At 69.6% G+C, this 17,237-nt stretch carries 13 protein-coding genes; 6 read left to right on the forward strand and 7 right to left on the reverse strand.

Annotated elements, in window-relative coordinates; translation table 11 throughout:
• Positions 1-71: 71 nt before the first annotated feature.
• Positions 72-1,484 (forward strand): HAMP domain-containing sensor histidine kinase, encoded by a 1,413-nt coding sequence (locus Pmi06nite_RS38710; RefSeq protein WP_239114494.1) that lies wholly within the window; start codon positions 72-74, stop codon positions 1,482-1,484.
• Between the two features lie 27 nt (positions 1,485-1,511).
• Here Pmi06nite_RS38710 and arfA read toward each other — a convergent pair whose 3' ends face one another.
• Both arfA and Pmi06nite_RS38720 read right to left on the reverse strand, forming a co-directional pair.
• Positions 1,512-3,002 (reverse strand): arabinosylfuranosidase ArfA, encoded by a 1,491-nt coding sequence (gene arfA / locus Pmi06nite_RS38715; RefSeq protein WP_203958221.1) that lies wholly within the window; start codon positions 3,000-3,002, stop codon positions 1,512-1,514.
• Positions 3,003-3,035: 33 nt separating this feature from the next.
• Complete coding sequence (locus tag Pmi06nite_RS38720; RefSeq protein WP_203958222.1) at positions 3,036-3,692, reverse strand: TetR/AcrR family transcriptional regulator; 657 nt, start codon at positions 3,690-3,692, stop codon at positions 3,036-3,038.
• A gap of 67 nt (positions 3,693-3,759) precedes the next feature.
• Here Pmi06nite_RS38720 and Pmi06nite_RS38725 point away from each other — a divergent pair, with 67 nt between their 5' ends.
• The 3 genes from Pmi06nite_RS38725 (at position 3,760) to asnB (ending at position 7,542) form a co-directional block, all read left to right on the forward strand.
• Complete coding sequence (locus tag Pmi06nite_RS38725; RefSeq protein WP_203958223.1) at positions 3,760-4,746, forward strand: ATP-binding cassette domain-containing protein; 987 nt, start codon at positions 3,760-3,762, stop codon at positions 4,744-4,746.
• On the forward strand, positions 4,743-5,609 hold the full coding sequence (locus Pmi06nite_RS38730; protein ID WP_203958224.1) for an ABC transporter permease: 867 nt from the start codon (positions 4,743-4,745) through the stop codon (positions 5,607-5,609). The genes Pmi06nite_RS38725 and Pmi06nite_RS38730 overlap by 4 nt, the downstream gene beginning before the upstream one ends.
• A 94-nt stretch (positions 5,610-5,703) precedes the next feature.
• Complete coding sequence (gene asnB / locus Pmi06nite_RS38735; RefSeq protein WP_203958225.1) at positions 5,704-7,542, forward strand: asparagine synthase (glutamine-hydrolyzing); 1,839 nt, start codon at positions 5,704-5,706, stop codon at positions 7,540-7,542.
• Between the two features lie 64 nt (positions 7,543-7,606).
• Here the strand turns inward: asnB and Pmi06nite_RS38740 are convergent, their stop codons facing one another.
• From Pmi06nite_RS38740 to Pmi06nite_RS38750, 3 genes are all read right to left on the reverse strand, one after another.
• Complete coding sequence (locus tag Pmi06nite_RS38740) at positions 7,607-9,307, reverse strand: NlpC/P60 family protein (RefSeq protein WP_203958226.1); 1,701 nt, start codon at positions 9,305-9,307, stop codon at positions 7,607-7,609.
• A 120-nt stretch (positions 9,308-9,427) separates the two neighbouring features.
• Positions 9,428-9,847 (reverse strand): hypothetical protein, encoded by a 420-nt coding sequence (locus Pmi06nite_RS38745; RefSeq protein WP_203958227.1) that lies wholly within the window; start codon positions 9,845-9,847, stop codon positions 9,428-9,430.
• A 128-nt stretch (positions 9,848-9,975) separates the two neighbouring features.
• Positions 9,976-11,172 (reverse strand): NBR1-Ig-like domain-containing protein, encoded by a 1,197-nt coding sequence (locus tag Pmi06nite_RS38750; RefSeq protein WP_203958228.1) that lies wholly within the window; start codon positions 11,170-11,172, stop codon positions 9,976-9,978.
• A 359-nt stretch (positions 11,173-11,531) separates the two neighbouring features.
• Here Pmi06nite_RS38750 and valS point away from each other — a divergent pair, with 359 nt between their 5' ends.
• Complete coding sequence (gene valS / locus Pmi06nite_RS38755; protein ID WP_203958229.1) at positions 11,532-14,045, forward strand: valine--tRNA ligase; 2,514 nt, start codon at positions 11,532-11,534, stop codon at positions 14,043-14,045.
• 133 nt (positions 14,046-14,178) lie between these two features.
• Here the strand turns inward: valS and Pmi06nite_RS38760 are convergent, their stop codons facing one another.
• The gene (locus Pmi06nite_RS38760) at positions 14,179-15,699 is read right to left on the reverse strand and encodes an MFS transporter (RefSeq protein ID WP_203958230.1); all 1,521 of its coding nucleotides are present in this window, start codon (positions 15,697-15,699) and stop codon (positions 14,179-14,181) included.
• A gap of 86 nt (positions 15,700-15,785) precedes the next feature.
• Positions 15,786-16,439: a TetR/AcrR family transcriptional regulator gene (locus tag Pmi06nite_RS38765; RefSeq protein WP_203958231.1), complete on the reverse strand. Its 654-nt coding sequence runs from the start codon at positions 16,437-16,439 to the stop codon at positions 15,786-15,788.
• 227 nt (positions 16,440-16,666) lie between these two features.
• Between Pmi06nite_RS38765 and Pmi06nite_RS38770 the strand changes: the two genes are divergently transcribed.
• Complete coding sequence (locus Pmi06nite_RS38770) at positions 16,667-17,215, forward strand: dihydrofolate reductase family protein (protein ID WP_203958232.1); 549 nt, start codon at positions 16,667-16,669, stop codon at positions 17,213-17,215.
• Positions 17,216-17,237: the final 22 nt, after the last annotated feature.

A 17,237-nucleotide genomic window follows, 5' to 3' on the forward strand; every position in this document is an offset into this window, starting at 1 on the left:
AGAGGGGATCGTGGAACCTGGATACAGTATCCGGGTAGTTGTATACGGTATTCGCCGGAAGGGAGCGCGCCGTGACCAGTAAGTCCCTTGGAAGCGGCCGGCTGCGGAGGGTGTTGCGCCACCTGCGCCCGCAGTCGATCCGCGGACGTCTCACCGCGCTGGTCACACTCCTCGCGGTGCTCCTCCTGCTTCCCGCGGGCGCGGCTGAGGGCGCCGTCGGGCGCCAGGCCATCGGAGACGCACTCTGGCTGGAAGTCCGGGAACAGGCCGACCTCACAGCGGCGGCCGACAGGCTTCACGAGCTGGGCGACCCCGTCGTCCCGCACGTCGCCGGCGTCGATCTGGTCCAGGTCGTCGCGCCGAACCACCGCGTCATCGACGCCTCGAAGGACGCCCTGGGGATGCCGCCGCTGAGCTCGGCCTGGCCGAAGCCGGGCGATCCGGAGGAGGACGTGCAGACCTGCACCTCGAGGCATCTGGGCTGCGTCCGTCTGTCCGCGCTCCGGGTCCAGGGCGCGGCGAACTCGCCGGTGGTCTACGCGGGCCGGCTCGCGGCCGGTATGACCTCGACCGGGATCTTCGGCCGGCTCTTCGGCGTCCAGGACGCGGCGCTGGTCCTGTTGGCCGCCTGGGCTACCTGGAAGATCACCGGCCGCACGCTGAAGCCGGTCCGGGCCATTCGCAACGACCTCGCCGCCATCAACGGCAACGACCTGAGCAGCCGGGTGCCCGAGCCTCCGGGCCGGGACGAGATCGCCCGTCTCGCCAGGACCGTCAACGCCACGCTGGGCCGGATCGAGGACGCCAAGCTGCACATGGACGCCGTCCTCGCCCGGCAGCGCCAGTTCGTCGCCGACGCCTCACACGAGCTGCGCACCCCTCTCGCGGGCCTGCGTGCGGAGCTGGAGATCGGGCAGTTGCATCCGGACGACACCGACCTGAACACCCTGCTCGACAGCGCGCTGGTGGACGTCGACCGGCTGGAGGCGATCATCACCGACCTGCTCCTCCTGGCCAGGGTGGGAACCGCCGGGGCCGCCGACAAGACTCAGCTGAACCTCAGCGAACTGGTCCGGGGTGAGGTCTCCGGCAGGCTCGACCGCCTGCCGATCCGGCTGCGGATCGACCCGGGCGTTCCCGTCACCGCCGTGACCGTCCAGATCGCCCGTGTGCTGAAGAACCTGCTCGACAACGCTCAGCGGCACACCAGGAGCCTGGTCGAGGTCAGCGTGCGGCGCAACGGGCCTTTCGCCGAACTGGCCGTCGACGACGACGGAGCCGGCATCCCCGAGCCCGACAGGGAGCGCGTCTTCGAGCGCTTCACCCGGCTGGACACGGCCCGCAGCCGTGACCACGGCGGCACCGGCCTGGGGTTGGCGATCGCCCGCGAGATCGCGCACGCCCATCAGGGCACCCTGGAGGCGGTGGAGTCGCCCAGCGGCGGCGCCCGGTTCCTGCTCCGGCTGCCTCTCGCCGGGGCATAGGCCCGCATCTCACAGCCGGGCGGCGTCTCAGCCCAGGCGGATGACGTTCCACGACACCGGGGGCAACAACACGCGCAGAGGGTCGTGCTCGATGTCCGGGTTGGGGCGGGGCGCGATCCGGCCGGGGGCGTCGGCGGTGTTGCGGGCGTAGACGTCGGGATCGGTCAGGGTGGTGGCCTCGACAATCCGGGCGTCGCCGAGAGCCCGGGCGTCGATGACGAGGGAGAGCGGCCGGTCGGTCGACCGGTTGACCGCGAATAGGGTCGTGCCCTCTTCGGAGTGGGTGGCGACCGCGTGGAGCAGCGGCACCTCGCCGTACTCGGCCGTCTCGTACAGCGGTGAGACCGGTTCGACCCGCAGCACGTCGCCCGCCGCGTACCGGGACGCCTGGGCGAACGGATGGAAGGTGGTCTGCCGCCACGCCCGCCCGCCCGGCTCGGTCATGATGGGCGCGATGACGTTGACCAACTGGGCCAGCGAGGCTGCGGTCACCCGGTCACTGTTGCGCAGCAGGGTGATCAGCAGGCCGCCGAGGGCCACCGCGTCCGCCAGGTGATAGTGGTCCTCCAGCAGCGGCGGAGCGATCGGCCAGTCCTCCGGCGGCCCGGCCGACTGGAACCGGCTGAGGTACCAGACGTTCCACTCGTCGAACGAGACGTCGATCCTCTTGCGGGATCTGAGCCTCGCCCCGACGTGGTCGGCAGTGGCGACGACCGAGGAGATGAAGTACTCCATGTCGGTCGAGCAGGCCAGGAAGCTCCCCAGGTCCCCCTTCTTCTCCTCGTAGTAGGCGTGGCAGGAGATGTAGTCGACGACGTCGTAGGCCTCCTCCAGCACGGTGGCCTCCCAGGCGCCGAAGGTCGGCATGGAGGACCCGGAGCTGCCGCAGGCGACGAGCTCCAGGCCGGGGTCGACCATGCGCATGGCGCGGGCGGTCTCGGCGGCGAGCCTGCCGTATTCGCGGGCCGTCTTGTGGCCCGTCTGCCAGGGGCCGTCCATCTCGTTGCCGAGGCACCAGATCCTGATGCCGTGCGGCTCCGCCGTCCCGTTGGCGACGCGACGGTCGGACAGCGCCGTGCCCCCGGGGTGGTTGCAGTACTCCAGTAGGTCGAGGGCCTCGGCGATGCCGCGGGTGCCGAGGTTGACCGCCATCATCGGCTCGACCCCGGCCTTACGGCACCAGCGCACGAACTCGTCGACGCCGACCTCGTTCGTCTCGGTGCTGTGCCAGGCCAGGTCGAGCCGTCGCGGCCGCCCGGAGATCGGCCCGACACCGTCCTCCCAGCGATATCCGGAGACGAAGTTGCCCCCCGGGTAGCGGACCGTGGAAACGCCGAGCTCCCTGGTGAGGGAGAGGACGTCGCGGCGGAAGCCGTCTTCGTCGGCGGTCGGATGGGACGGCTCGTAGACGCCGGTGTAGACGCAGCGGCCGAGATGCTCGACGAACGTGCCGAAGGTGCGACGCCGTACCGGTGCCACCAGGAACGCGGGGTCGATCGTGAGATGTGCCTCGTGCACGGTGAGACTCCTCTGTGGGGGGACGCGGAGGGTTCAGCGGGGCGGATAGTCGCCGAGGCCGTCGCGGAGCCGGTCGAAGACCCGGCGGACGTCGTCGTGGTGGGCCCGCTCGACCGCCTCGTCGTCGTCGCCCGCGGCCACCCGCTCACGCAGCCGGCGGTACAGCGCACGCTGCGCGCCGATCAGGGTCGAGGCGACGATCGACGGGATGGGATCGTCGGGATCCGCGCCGGCCTCGGCCGCCACGGCCTCCGCGAGAGTGCTCACGAGATGAGCGTTGACCTCGTACATCTTCCGCTGCAACGACGGGTTGGCGTTCACCAGGTCGAAGAACCCGCGGGGGTGCGCCTGGTCCCGCCGGATGCCCGCCACGAGCCGGGTCTGCGACAGGCACAACTGCCGGAAGGAGTCGAGGATCGAGACGCCGGGAGCCCGCTCCCTGACGGCGGCCAGTGACATGGCCTCACGTTCCTCCGCCCGGTAGAAGACCAGGTCCTCTTTCGTGGGGAAGTGGTTGAACACCGTCTTCTTCGACACCTGTGCGACCGCGGCGATCTCGTCGACCGTCACGTCGTCGAAGCCCCGGGCACGAAAGAGCGAGGCGGCGGTGTCGGCGATGAGCTGACGCGTCTGGCTCTTCTTCATCTCACGCAGCCCGCCCGGTCGCATGGGCACAGCGTAGCGGTTCATACCTTGCTCCCGATTTGACTACACTAAGAGCATTATTACACTTGGAGTACTTAAATCAGGAGATCACATGACACAACCGGCGGTCGCCACGACCCGCCTGACCAAGCGCTACGGCGATTTCGACGCGGTGCGGGGCATCGACCTGACCGTCGAGAGCGGCGAGACGTTCGGCTTCCTCGGCCCGAACGGCGCAGGGAAGTCCACGACCATCAGCATGTTGTGCACCCTCGTGACCCCGACGGGAGGAACCGCGAGCGTCGCCGGGCACGACATCGTGCGGGAGCGCGACGAGGTGCGCCGCAACATCGGGCTGGTCTTCCAGGACACCACCCTGGACGGCTATCTCACCGCCGAGCAGAACCTCCGGCTGCACGCCGGTCTGTACGGCGTGCCGAAGAGCGAACTCGAGGCCCGGCTCCGGCAGGTGCTCGACATGGTCGGCCTGTGGGACCGGCGCGCGAGCAAGGTGAACACGTTCTCCGGTGGAATGAAACGGCGGCTGGAGATCGGCCGCGGCCTGCTCCACTCGCCCCGCGTGTTGTTCCTCGACGAGCCGACCGTCGGCCTCGACCCCCAGACGCGCAGCTCCATCTGGGCCTACATCCGCGAGCTCAAGCAGGCCGAGGAGATCACGATCTTCCTGACGACCCACTACATGGACGAGGCCGAGAACTGCGACCGGATCGCGATCATGGATCACGGTCAGATCATCGCCCTCGACACCCCCGAGGCGCTGAAGGCGGGCGTGGGCAAGGACCGCGTCCGGATCGAAACCGACGACAACGACAAGGCGATCGCCGTCCTGGCCGAGCGGTTCGGGCTGGAGGCGACCGCGTCCGAGGGCGCCGTCACCTTCTTCGTGGAGCAGGGCGAGAAGTTCGTCCCCACGCTCTTCGGGGAGTTCCCCCTGTCGATCCGGGCCGTCAACGTCGCCCGACCGAGCCTCGACGACGTGTTCATGTCCTACACGGGCAAGACCATGCGTGACGCGGAGGCGACCGCCGGCCAGCGTGGCCGGGACACCATGGCGAAGTTCCGAGGAGTGCGTCGATGACCGCCGTCCAGACCGCGCCGGTGTCGCGGATCCGGGTTCCCCGCCGCAGCTTCGCCGGTGAGCTGCGCGCCATCAAGATCGTCTGGCAGCGGGAGCTCATCCGGTTCTTCAGCGACCGGCTGCGTATCCTCACCTCGCTGGTGCAGCCGTTCCTGTTCCTGTTCGTCCTGGGCACCGGCCTGTCGCAGCTGACGTCCGGCGGCACGGGCGGCCTCAGCCTGCGTACGTTCCTCTACCCGGGCATCCTCGCCATGGCCGTGCTGTTCACCGCGATGGCCTCCGCCGCCTCGATCGTCTGGGACCGCGAGTTCGGCTTCCTGCGCGAGATGCTGGTCGCGCCGGTCCGCCGCAGCTCGATCGTCATCGGCAAGTGCGCGGGCGGCGCCACCGTCGCCGCCTTCCAGGGCGTCATCGTCATCTGCATCGCCGGCCTGGTCGGCGTGCCGTACGCGCCGGGGCTCGTGCTCGGCGTGTTCGGCATCCAGTTGCTGCTGGCGTTCACCATCACGGCCTTCGGGGTCATGATGTCCGCCCGGATCAAGCAGATGCAGTCGTTCATGGCGCTCACGCAGATGCTGATCCTCCCGCTGTACTTCCTGTCCGGCGCCGTCTTCCCGGCGTCGAACCTGCCCGGGTGGCTGACCGTGCTCAACCGCATCGACCCGCTCGCCTACGCGGTGGACCCCATCAGGCGGATCGTGTTCTCCCACCTGACGCTGGATCCCGCCGTACGGCAGCGGCTCGACGCGGGCATGACCTGGGGGAGCTGGCGGGTGCCCACCCTGCTCGAGGTCGGCGTCGTGGCGGCCATCGGGGCCGTCCTGCTGGCGATCGCGATCGCGGAGTTCAGCAAGACGGACTGAGCGGGCCAGGTCTCCGCCGAGCACGCGGAGGCGGAGGTCGACGACGACGCCCTCGCGGCCTACCTCGACGAGACGGACGAGACAAGGGATCGACATGTGCGCAATCACGGGCTGGGTGTCGTTCGAGCGTGACCTGGGGGAGGCGCTGCCCACGCTCGAGGCGATGACCCTGACCATGGCCCGCCGGGGGCCGGACGACCACGGGACCTGGGTGGCCGGGCACGCGGCTCTCGGCCACCGCCGTCTCGCGATCATCGACCTGCCCGGCGGACGGCAGCCGATGAGCGTGCGCACCCCCGAGGGCGACGTCGCGCTCGTCTACTCCGGCGAGACGTACAACTTCGCCGAGTTGCGGCGCGAGCTCCTGCGGCGCGGTCACACGCTGCGCACGACGTCCGACACCGAGGTGGTGCTGCACGGCTACCTGGAGTGGGGCGAGGCGGTGGCGGAGCACCTGAACGGCATGTTCGCCTTCGCGATCTGGGACGGCCGGCGGGACACGCTGGTGATGGTCCGCGACCGCATGGGGGTCAAGCCGCTCTTCTACCACCCGACATCCGACGGGGTGCTGTTCGGTTCCGAACCCAAGGCCATCCTCGCCAACCCGCTCGCCGAGACGGCCGTCGGGCTCGACGGGCTCAGGGAGATGTTCGCCTTCGTCAGGACGCCCGGTCTCGCGATCTGGAAGGGCATGCGCGAGGTCGAGCCGGGGACCGTCGTCAGCGTCGGCCGCGACGGGATCCGCGTCGACAGGTACTGGTCCCTAAGGACGGCGCCCCACACCGACGACCGGGAGACGACGGTCGCCCGGGTCCGCGACCTGCTCGAGGACATCGTCGGCCGCCAGCTCGTCGCCGACGTGCCGCGCTGCACGCTCCTGTCCGGCGGGCTGGACTCCTCGGCCCTGACGGCGATCGCCGCCCGGCGATTGTCGGGCACGGGGGAGAGGCTGCGCAGCTTCGCGGTCGACTTCGCCGGGCAGGAGGAGAACTTCGTCGCCACCGCGCACCGCGCCACACGCGACGCCCCTTACGTGCACGACGTCGCCGAGCTGTCCGGCACCGACCACGAGGACATCGTGCTCGGCTCCGCCGCTCTCGCCGATCCCGGGACGCGGGCCGACGTCATCCGCGCCCGGGACGCCCCCGTCGGGCTGGGGGACATGGACGCCTCCCTCCATCTGCTGTTCTCCGCCGTCCGCCGCCACTCGACGGTCGCGCTGTCGGGGGAGTCCGCCGACGAGGTGTTCGGCGGATACCGGCAGTTCTTCGATCCCAAGGTCAGGCAGGCGGACACCTTCCCCTGGCTGGCGTCCTTCGCGGGCGGCTCACGGCCGCGCACCTTCCTCGACCCCGGCCTGAGCCGCGCGCTCGACCTCGGCCGCTACATCGGGGACGCGTACGGCACGGCCGTCGCCGGGGTCGGGCGGCTGGACGGCGAGAGCGACCTCGAGCACCGGATGCGCCGGATCTCCTACCTCTACCTCACCCGGTTCGTCCGCGTCCTGCTGGACCGCAAGGACCGCGCCAGCATGGCCGTGGGCCTCGAGGTGCGGGTGCCGTTCTGCGACCACCGGCTCGTGGAGTACGTCTACAACGTCCCCTGGGCGCTCAAGTCGTACGACGGGCGCGAGAAGAGCCTCCTGCGCGGCGCGACCGCCGACCTGCTGCCGCAGTCGGTGGTGGACAGGACGAAGAGCCCCTATCCGTCCACGCAGGATCCGGCGTACACGGCCACGATGCGCGGCAACGCGCGCGACCTGCTCGCCGACCCGGCCGACCCGGTGTTCGGGCTCATCGACCGCGACGGCCTGCGCCGCGCCGTCGACGCGAAGGACCCGCGGGTCGTGCCTCTCGCCCGCCGCCTGTTCGAGCGCGCCCTCGACCTGTCCCTCTGGCTCCGGATGTACCGGCCGGTCATCACGACGTCGTAGGGCACGGAGACGACGAGGCCCCCGCACTCGACGGAGTGCGGGGGCCCGATCGTTCGCGGAGAGGTTACGCGAGGCGGTAGGCGACCATGAAGGTCTCGGTCGGGAACGTCGTCTCCCGCAGGGGGATGATCGTCCGCGGAGCCTCGATGATCGTGATCGTCGAGCCGCTCACCTTCGAGACGATCACCGTGTGGGAGGGCCTGTTGTGCTCGTCGGGGCGGCTGAGGATCAGGTCGCCCGGCTGCAGGTCGGAGACCCGGTGAATGGTGTAGGCGAAGATGGACGGCCGGTGGTCGTACATGTTGTAGGTCGTCACGGGACCGATGTCGACGCCGGTCCCCTGGTAGAAGGCCCAGCGCATGAGCCCGGAGCAGTCGAAGCCGATCCGCTTGTCCGCGGCGCACGCGCCCGTGGCGTCGTAGCCGTTGATGCCGTCGCAGTACCCCCGGGTCGGGCCCGGGTGGGCGCCGTGGCCGCCGCCCCACGCGTACAGCGGGTGGTTGGTGATCTCGGCGCGGGCGGCCGCGATCGCCGCGTTGACCTTCTCCTGGTGAGTGGAGGACGGCGGAGCCGGTGAGCCGGGGTCCCAGCCGGACGGGTCGCCGCCGGCGGGCGGAGGCGTGTTGTCGCAACGCGGCAGGCCGGCGACGAAGCCGTCCGTGCCCGTCTTGACGTAGTAGTCGGCGACCCAGAGCCCGTCGGTGGTCTTGTCCCAGATGGCCGAGCCGCCGTAGGTGAACTCACCGTACGCCTGGCACGTGATCGTCACCGTGCTGCCCGACGGGTACTTGTCCGGGTAGGCGTGGTTGCTGAGGCTCTTGGCCGTACGGCCGTCGAGGGTGGCCGTCACGACGTACGAGTGACCGCCGGTGGAGCCGCCCCCGGAGGTGCAGCGGGGCAGGGCGGGGGAGAAGCCGCTGTAGCCGGTCTTGACATAGAAGTCGGGGAGCCACCAGCCGTCGGCGGTGAGGTCCCAGATCGTGCTGCCGTAGGCGGCGGGGCCGCTGTCCTGGCAGCTGATCTCGACGTACTGGCCCTCGAAGTACCGGTCGACGGAGGCGTGGTTGTTGACGTCCTTGACGCTGCGGCCGTCGAGCGTTGCCGTCACCGGGAACGAGTGCGGGCCGGTCGCGGGCGGGTCGACCTCGTCGCCGCCGCAACGCGGAAGCTGCGGGGTGGGGCCGCTGTAGCCGGTCTTGACGTAGAAGTCGGGGACCCACAGGTTGTCGTCGGTGAGGTCCCACAGGTTGCTGCCGTACGCGTCGGGGCCCGTGGTCTGGCAGGTGATCCAGACGACGCTGCCGCTCAGGTACTTGTTCACATACGCGTGGTTGTTGACGTCACGCTCGGTGCGCCCGTCGAGGGTGGCCGAGACGGTGTACGGCCGGCCGGTGCCGCTGCCCGGCGTGTTGCCGTTGACGCAGCGGGGCACCTCGTCGGTGAAGCCCGAGTGCCCGGTCTTCACGTAGAAGTCGGGGACCCAGAGGCTGTCGGAGGTGCGGTCCCAGACCGTGCTCCCGTAGGCGTCGGGCCCACTGTCCTGGCAGGTGACCGTGATGGTGCTGCCGTTCGCGTACTTGTTGGGGTACGCGTGGTTGTTCAGGTCCTTGGCCGTGCGCCCGTCCAGGGTCGCGGTGACCGTGTAGGAGTGCGACCCGACGGCGGCCTCGGCCGCGCCGGGCGCCACGAACAGCGCGACGAACAACGTCGCCGCGCCGACCAGCGGTGCGCATAATTTGCGCAGCCGCGAAGGTCCAGACTTCAAGGGGGGTCCTTTCACAAGAGCGGCGTCAGCCGCGGAGAACGTCGCCCGCTTGGGAGCGGGCGTGCTCGTGGGAGGCGCCGGCGGCCGCGATGGGGAACCGTCCGGCGCCGGAGGCCCTCGTCAGCAGCGCTCGCTCGTCTTGGCGCTCGCCCCGTCGGGGATCCAGCCGATGGCCTGCGTGCACACCGACAGCGTGTTGGTGCCGAGTGACCAGATCTCGGTCGTGTGGGTCCTGCACTGGGTGCCGTTCAGGGTGCTGTTTCCGGGCGTGCCGACGGCGACGCACGCGTCCCACGTGCTGTGCGTGCTCCGGTAGCCCTCCCACACGTAGAGGTAGGCCCAGTTCTTCCCGCACCCCTTGAACTGCTTCACCGACGCGAAGGTCGTGCCGCCCGAGGTGATGTAGGCGGTCGAACCGATCTGCGTGGTCCCGCTGCATCCCGGAGCCGATTCCGCGTGGGCGGTCCCCGAGATCCCGGCGACCGCCGGAGCGCACAGCAGCGCGATGATCGCGCCCTTCGCGAAACGTCCTGCCTTCAAAGGTGCCGCCTTTCTGGCGATGGACTCCCCGGCCGTCTGTCGGCCGGTCAAGGGTCGGAGTCATCATGGGCGGCGATCTTCGTTGTCAGGTAGCGCGTCTTACAGGTTCTGACATGCTCTGACACCCGTCATTGCGCGACGTTGACGACGAAGTAGACCGGGCGTGAGCCGGGGAGGAACGGGCGGTCCTCCCCGTCGACCATCTTCCAGCCGACCCAGCAGGAGCCAGGAGTGTCGGGGGCCATGACCGTCACGCTGATGCGCACGTGCGTGCCCGGCTTCGTGTCCGGAATCGGAACCTTGCTCGGCGTGGAGCACGTCCCGTTGTCGGCGGGCAGCGCGACGCGCTCAAGAAAGCGGCCGTGCCACGGGACGGTCCCGATATTGGCGATCTCCCAGGTCTTCGTGAACTGCTGCCCGGGCTCCACGACGGTGCCGTCGGGAATCGTGACGTCGGCCACGAACAGGCTCTGGTCGCCCTTTATCCGGGGAACCGTCAACTCCGGTGTCGCGGCCGCCGGTGTCGTCGACGGTGTCGCCGGTGCCGTCGCCCATGTCGTCGTCGGCTGCGGACTCGATTTGGCGCGAATCGGTGTCCTCTGGCCGTGCCACGGCTGCAGATAGGCCACGGTGCCGGCGGCGGCCACCGCCGTGCATCCCGCCAGGATCAGCGCCGCGCGCCGGTGCCGCCTTCGCGTGGGGACCGGATCGGCCGCGGTCGCGTCCGCGGTCGCGGCCGGCGGTGCGCCGGATCCCCGTTCGCCGATGGGGACTGCCGGAGTGCCCGTCAGGAGGTCCGGGGCGGCTTCTCGGGTGTCGGCCTGCGGCACGTCCGAGCCCCCGTGCCCGTGTGGTCCCGCGGCGCCCCCGTGGCTGTGCGGCCCGTCCGCCGGAACCTCCGGATCGCCTCCCTGGCCGTGCGGCTCGTCAGAAAGGTCATCGCTCTCGTCCGCGGTGCCGTCCGGCGTGCTCTCCGGCTTGTGCGAGGGCGTCTCCGGCTCATCGGCCGCCGTCCGTGGCTCGGGCGTGGCCGTTTCGGGTGTGCGTGGTTCGGGCGTGGCCGTTTCGGGCTCGCCCAGTGCCTCGCGCCACCGCGTCCGCCAGTCGTCGACGTCTCCGCCGCACGCCTCGACGAACGCCTCCGTGGTCAGCCAACTGGGGAAACGCGTCCCCTTGGCCGCCTCGTGCAGCGTCGCGTGGCTGACGGTGCGCGACTTGGCGGCCATCACCCGGAACGACGGGTTCCCCGCCTCCGCACGCAGCCCCCGCAGTTCCTTGGCGAAGCGCTCCTGACGTTCCCGCTTGCCTGACACCGCATCATGCACAGCGGCCTCCGTCCTGGCTGTCCGATCACAAGTGTTCCGCGACCGCCGAGAATCTAGCCCCTGCCTTTTAAGCGATCAAACCGGCTTGAAAGGGCCGTGTCAGAGGTCGTGTCGATCATGCCGGACGCGTCCGCAGGGCCGTGCACCGGGGCCGATTCCGCCAACGGTGTAAGGCTCAGTCGATCGAGCGGCCGTTCCGCTCCGCCGCCTCTTCACGCCGATCGCCGCCCACTGGTGCCCGCACGGCCGGGAGGTCTTCCTGACTCGTCTGTCAGACCGCCGGAGGTTCACGGGAGACATCGCGACGCGACTCGGCGATGGCACGGGATGGTGTGGCGACGGGGCCCTATCGTTGACGCATGACCGAACAGCGACGGCTCCACGCCTCCATGCCCGAGAAACCGACTCTCGACGGCCTGGAGTCGGTATGGGTAGCCCGCTGGGAGGCCGAGGGGACCTACCGGTTCGACCGGTCGAAGCCGCGCGAACAGGTCTACTCGATCGACACCCCGCCGCCCACCGTGTCCGGCTCGCTGCACGTGGGCCACGTGTTCTCCTTCACTCATACCGACCTCATGGCCCGCTACCAGCGGATGAACGGCAAGTCGGTCTTCTATCCGATCGGGTGGGACGACAACGGCCTGCCCACCGAGCGCCGCGTCCAGAACGTCTACGGCGTGCGGTGTGACCCGTCGCTTCTCTACGACCCGGACTTCGTGCCGCCGGAGAAGCCGGGCAAGCGCGACGTGTCGATCTCGCGGCGCAACTTCGTGGAGCTCTGCCACAAGCTGACCGCCATCGACGAGCAGGCGTTCGAGGCGGTCTGGCGGCGGGTCGGCCTGTCGGTCGACTGGTCGCTGCTCTACACGACGATCAGCGACGAGGCGCGGGCCGTCTCGCAGCGGGCCTTCCTGCGGAACTTGGTCCGGGGCGAGGCCTACCTGGCCGAGGCTCCCACGTTGTGGGACGTGACGTTCCGTACGGCCGTCGCCCAGGCCGAGCTGGAGGACAGGGAATGGCCGGGCGCCTTCCACCGCGTCTCCTTCCGCGGAGACCGGGGGCCCGTCTGGATCGAGACGACCCGACCCGAGCTGATCCCCGCCTGTGTGGCACTGGTCGCGCATCCCGACGACGAGCGTTACCGGCCGCTGTTCGGCACGAGTGTGCGCACCCCGTTGTTCGACGTGGAGGTGCCGGTCCTCGCCCATCGCCTGGCCGAGCGGGACAAGGGTTCGGGCATCGCGATGATCTGCACGTTCGGCGACGTCACCGACGTCACCTGGTGGCGGGAGCTGGGGCTGCCGACCCGCCCGGTCATCGGGTGGGACGGCAGGCTGCTCGCGGACCCGCCCGCGGGCGTGGCGGCCGAGCCGTACAAGGAACTGGCGGGCAAGACCGTGCACAGCGCGCGCGAGCGGATCGTGGAACTGCTGCGCGAGTCCGGCGACCTCGACGGCGAGCCGCGGCCGGTGTCCCGCCCGGTCAAGTTCTACGAGCGCGGAGACAAGCCGCTGGAGATCGTGACCACCCGGCAGTGGTACATCCGCAACGGCGGGCGGGACGCGGGCCTGCGGGAGCGGATGCTGGACCGGGGGCGCGAGCTGTCCTGGCATCCGCGGCACATGCGCGTGCGCTACGAGAACTGGGTCGAAGGTCTCGCGGGAGACTGGCTGATCTCCCGGCAGCGGTTCTTCGGCGTGCCGTTCCCGGTGTGGTACCGGCTCGACGCCGCCGGAGAGCCGGTTTACGACGAGCCGATCACTCCCCCGGAGGGGACGTTGCCGGTGGATCCCACCTCGGACGTGCCGCCCGGCTACAGGGAGGACCAGCGCGGAGTGCCCGGCGGGTTCATGGCCGACCCCGACGTGATGGACACCTGGGCCACCTCGTCGCTGACACCGCAGATCGCGGGCCGCTGGGAGACCGACGGGGATCTGTTCGGACGGGTCTTCCCCGCCGACCTGCGCCCGCAGTCGCACGAGATCATCCGGACGTGGCTCTTCGCGACGGTGGTCAGGTCGGACCTGGAGTTCGGCGGCCTGCCCTGGAGCGACGTCGCGATCTCCGGGTGGATCCTCGACCCCGACCGCAAGAAGATGTCGAAATCCAAGGGCAACGTCGTCACCCCGATGGACCTGCTGGAGCAGCACGGCTCGGACGCGGTGCGCTACTGGGCGGCCAACGGCCGTTACGGCGTGGACACCGCCTTCGACGCCGGGCAGCTCAAGATCGGCAGGCGGCTGGCGATCAAGATCCTGAACGCGTCGAGGTTCGTGCTCGGGCTGGGCGACGGCGACGGGGAGATCACGGAGCCGGTCGACCTGTCCATGCTGGCGCAACTGGCGGATGTCGTGCGCGAGGCGACGGACGCCTTCGAGGCCTACGACCACACCCGCGCGATCGAGGTGGTCGAGCGCTTCTTCTGGATGTTCTGCGACGACTACCTGGAACTGGTGAAGGGACGGGCGTACGGCGGGGCCGACGCTCCGGCCGCGTCGGCCCGCGCGGCCCTGCGGCAGGCGCTCGACACGTTGTTGCGGTTGTTCGCCCCGTTCATGCCGTTCGTCACCGAGGAGGTCTGGTCGTGGTGGCGTGAGGGCTCCGTCCACCGCGCGCCGTGGCCGGCGCCGGAGCGCGGCGCGGGCGACCCCGCCGTGTTGTCGGCGGCGGGGGAGGTGCTCAGGCACGTGCGCAAGGCGAAGTCCGAGGCGAAGGTGTCGATGCGCGCCGAGGTCTCCGGCGTGACCGTCAGCGGGCGTGGGGCCGGTCTCGTCCGTCTGGGCGAGCAGGACGTGCGCGCCGCCGGCAACATCGGGGATCTCGTCCTGGCCGAGAACGGCGGAGACCTCGCGATCGAGGTCGTCCTGGCCTGAGCCGGAGGAAGGCGCCGGTCCATCGGCTTCCCGCCCCGGATGAACGAGTGAGGGGCCCGGCTCATGCCGGGCCCCTCAGTTCTATGTCCTGTACGGCTCTATGTCCTGTACGGCCGGGCCGTACGGAACATGGTCAGTGCGCCATCACCGGGACCGTCGACGAGTCCTGCTGGCCGTCCTCGCTCGAGGACGACACGACGGTGGCGCCCTGGCGCCCGGTGTTGATGAAGGTGGCGGCGATGATCGCCGACACCAGCAGGATGCCCACGGCCCACCAGATCGCGGTGGCGTACCCGTGCACCGCGGCCTCGTTGGCGAAGCCGACCTTGCCGAGGGTGGCCGCCTGGGCGCCGTGGGAGGCGACCCAACTGGTCACGGCGCTCGCGGCGATGGTGTTGAGCAGAGCGGTGCCGATGGCGCCGCCGACCTGCTGCGAGGTGTTCACCATCGCGGAGGCGACGCCCGAGTCGCGCGGCTGGACGCCGTACGTCGCGAGGCTCATCGCTGGCATGAACGCCGTGCCCATGCCGAGGCCGAGCAGGATCTGTGCGGGCAGCACCAGGCCCGCGTAGGAGCTGTCGGTCTGCATCTGGGTCAGGATCAGCATGCCGATCGCGGCGGTCAGGAAGCCCGGCGCCATCAGCAGGCGCGGCGGCACCCGGGTCATGAGGCGTGCGCCGATCTGCGTCGAACCGGTGATCATTCCGGCGATCATCGGCAGGAAGGCGAAGCCCGTCTGGACGGGCGAGTACCCCTTGACGACCTGCAGGTAGTAGGTCAGGAAGAGGAACAGGCCGAACATCGCGATGATGGCCAGGCCGAGCGACAGGTAGACGCCGCCGCGGTTGCGGTCGGTCACCACACGCAGCGGCAGGAGCGGAGACCGCACCTTGCCCTCGACCAGCGCGAACGCGGCGAGCAGCACGACGGCCCCGACGAACAGGCCGATGGTCACGCCCGCGGTCCAGCCGTCGGTCTCCGCGCGGGTGAAGCCGTAGACCAGGGAGACGAGACCGAGGGTCGCCAGGATGACGCCGGGGATGTCCAGGCCGTTGCTGTTGCGGCTGCCCGCAGGCTCGCGGATGACGAGGACCGCGCCGGTGGCGGCGACGGCCGCGAACGGGATGTTGACGAAGAACGTCCAGCGCCAATCGAGGTACTCGGTCAGGAAGCCGCCGAGGATCAGACCGAGGGCGCCGCCGCCGCCGGCGATGGCACCGTAGATGCCGAACGCCTTCGCGCGCTCCCTCACCTCGGTGAACGTGACCGCGAGCAGCGAAAGCGCGGCCGGTGCGAGCAACGCGCCGAACGCACCTTGCAGCGCGCGGGCGCCGAGCAGCATCGCCTCGTTGGCCGCGGCGCCCCCGATGGCCGAGGCGGTGGCGAAACCGATGAGACCGATGGTGAAGGCGCGCTTGCGTCCCCACAGGTCGGAGATGCGGCCGCCGAAGAGCAGCAGCCCGCCGAATGCCAGGGCGTAGGCCGTGATGACCCACTGGCGGTTGGTGTCGGAGATGCCGAGATCGACCTGGGCGGAGGGCAACGCGATGTTCACGATGGTTCCGTCGAGAACGACCATCAGCTGGGCTATGGCGATGAACGCAAGGGCTTTCCAGCGCCGCGGGTCCGGCTGGACCTGGGCCGTTTCAGGCATGGAGATACTCACTAACGATGTAAGAAAGGCGAAATTGCAGGTGGACAACAGATGAGGGACGAAGAGCTGAAGGGTGGTCGGCGTGGTCAGTTCTGGCCGCGAAGGTCCTCGAACGTCGCGGCCGCGCCGGGCAGGGGGGATCGCGCCGGAGCGCGGAGCCCGTCGAGGAAAAGCTCGAGGTGACGATCGATGAACCGGCCGAGGTTCAGGCAGCCGGTGCCGGGCAGTGGGCGGGTGAGCTGCGGCAGCGCGATCAGGACGTCTCCGGGGCCGACGTCGGGGCGTAGCACCCCTGCGTCGCGTGCCCGGTCCATGATGCTCTGCACCGCCTGTTCGAGACGATCACGTTTGTCCGTGAACTCCGTCGGCATCGGCGGGCAGACATCGGACAGGATCGGGCACAGAGCCCCGATCCGCTCGTCGGCCGCGCCGTGGACGAAGCGCCGCAGCGCCTCGAACGCGTCGGGCTCGTCCGTGAGCGCCGACTCCGCCAGCTTCACGATTCGGTTCATGACCTCCAGGGTCACCTGACGGATCAGTTCCGTGCGATCGGCGAAGTGCCGGTAGATGGTGGCGTTCCCCACCCCGGCCCGCCGCGCGATCTCATCGAGGGTCACGTCCGCGCCGAACTCCACGAACGCCTCACGTGCGGCTGCCACGATCCGCTCCCGATTGCGCGACGCGTCCGCCCGCAGCCGGGGAGCACCGCTCCGCTCGACGGTCGTGCTCGCGGCACCCACGGCGACCCTCCGTTACCTCTTGTATGGACTTTCGTCATCTGTCGTACATAAGTGGGGAAGTTCTCCCCGTTTCTGTGACGTACGTGCAAACAGGGAGACCGTCCCCGGTTATTTCGTGAGGCCGTTATGAGCTGTGTCACACGCATCACCGAACGAAAAAACTGTCTTGACGATTCAAGTTGTCGGTGGGAAGGTGATGTCACACCACGAGAGACGGGAAACCTGACATGCGCAAGATCATCGCTGGGTTCTTCATTTCGCTGGACGGCGTCGTCGAGGCGCCTGACCAGTGGCACTTCCCCTACTTCGACGATGACATGGGCGCGGCCATCGGCGCCCAGATGGAGGAGTCGGACGCGCTCCTCATGGGGCGGGTCATGTACCAGGAATGGGCCGCCTACTGGCCCGGCAAGACCGCCGAGGACGACCCGTTCGCCGGATACATCAACACCATCGGCAAGTACGTCGTCTCGAACACGCTCGAGTCCGCCGACTGGGAGAACACCACGCTGCTCCGCGGCGACCTCGTCGAGCAGATCACCGAGCTGAAGAACCGGCCGGGCAAGAACATCAGCATGAGCGGCAGCACCACGCTCGTCCGATCGCTCCTCCGCCACGGCCTGCTCGACGAACTGCGTCTCCTGGTCCACCCGATCGCCGTCGGCAAGGGGCAGCGGCTGTTCGAGGAGGGGCAGCAGATCCCGCTGAAGCTCACCTCTTCGACGACCTTCAAGACCGGTGTGCTCTCCCTGATCTACGAGCCCGCGGAGAAGTGATCGGCGCGGGCGTCCTCCGGCA

Source organism: Planotetraspora mira, from assembly GCF_016863275.1.
In the GTDB taxonomy this organism is placed as follows: domain Bacteria; phylum Actinomycetota; class Actinomycetes; order Streptosporangiales; family Streptosporangiaceae; genus Planotetraspora; species Planotetraspora mira.